This is a genomic window from Streptomyces sp. NRRL F-5755 (assembly GCF_001279365.1).
In the GTDB taxonomy this organism is placed as follows: Bacteria; Actinomycetota; Actinomycetes; order Streptomycetales; family Streptomycetaceae; genus Streptomyces; species Streptomyces rimosus.
Genome location: NZ_LGCW01000175.1, coordinates 1 through 793 on the forward strand (window position 1 = coordinate 1; position 793 = coordinate 793).

At 73.6% G+C, this 793-nt stretch carries 1 pseudogene; it reads left to right on the plus strand.

The annotated features are described in order from the left end of the window. A pseudogene (locus ADK86_RS44505) lies at positions 1-215 on the plus strand (ComF family protein); the annotation flags it as partial. Positions 216-793: the final 578 nt, after the last annotated feature.

The following is a 793-nucleotide window of genomic DNA, read 5'->3' on the forward strand; positions in this document are numbered from 1 at the left end:
TCCGGGGGGTGAGGGGGAGGGGTGGGGGCGGGGGTGGGGGAGGCCCCCAAGGCCCCCGAAGAGTGCGCCCGAGCCCCGCCCCACCCGGCTTGCCGCCGACTTACGCGGCAGCCCCCTACGCCGATGAGGTGCGTGCCGTGCTGCTCGCCCACAAGGAGCGGGGTGCGCTGCGGCTGGCCGCCCCGCTGGGGCTGGCGTTGGCGGGGGCGGTGCGTGAGCTGTGGGCGTGGGGCGGGCCGCTGCATCCGTACGGCGATAGTCGCCCGCACAGCGAGAGGATTCCGTACGAGGGGAGGATGCCGTACGGCGAGCAGTCCCCGTACGGCGAGCAGTTCCCGTACGGCAAGCCCCCGCACGGCGAGAAGCCCGCGTACGGCAGGAGCACACAGCCGACCGGGGCCGCGGAAGCGAAGGCGGGCCGCTCGTGCTACCCCGGTGGTACGCCGTACCGTCCGCGGGCCGCGCATCCTACGACCGGACGCTGGATTCCGCCGCCCGGTGACGTAACGGGCACTGATCACGCCGAGTGCCCACCCCCATCCAGTACGGCGCCGCAGCCTCCCGATCTCCGATCAAGCCTGGACGCGGAAACCGGCCACACGGGCTTGCCCCAAGATCCATGCTCCACGGCCGACCCGCAGATCTCCACCTCCAGCGGAGCGCCGGGCATCACCGCTGGTAGCGGCCCTCCGGCCAGCCAAGCCGAAGCATCGGCCCCCAAAGCCGACCGCCCCCTGAACCTCACCAGGTCCCAGCCCCACACGCCCCTCAGCCACCCCCGCCCCTCCAGCAC